This is a genomic window from Streptomyces sp. XY431 (genome assembly GCF_001279805.1).
Lineage (GTDB): Bacteria > Actinomycetota > Actinomycetes > Streptomycetales > Streptomycetaceae > Kitasatospora > Kitasatospora purpeofusca.
The window spans coordinates 1-269 of sequence record NZ_LGDO01000420.1 but is presented as its reverse complement, the minus strand read 5'-3'; the positions used below and the strand labels follow the sequence as shown (position 1 = coordinate 269).

The window sequence follows — 269 nt, the reverse complement described above, 5'->3', positions numbered from 1 at the left end:
CCACCGGCCACCGCGTCTTCGTCGAGACCAGCCCGCACCCCGTCCTCACCGGCCCCGTCACCCAGGCCGCCGAGAACACCGGCACCGAAGGCGTCCGCGCGATCGGCACCCTGCGCCGCGGCGAAGGCGGCCAACTCCGCCTCCTCCACAGCCTCGCCGAAGCCCACACCGCCGGCCTCACCGTCGACTGGACCCCCTGGACCCGCACCGGCCACCTCACCGACCTCCCCACCTACGCCTTCCAACACCGCCGCCACTGGCTGCCCGCG

The 269-nt window shown here is 75.1% G+C and carries 1 protein-coding gene; it reads left to right on the top strand.

Annotated features, from left to right (window positions below; all coding sequences use genetic code 11):
* Window positions 1-269 (top strand): hypothetical protein (locus tag ADK60_RS27745; RefSeq protein ID WP_159400613.1); only part of this gene is annotated, 269 nt, incomplete at both ends.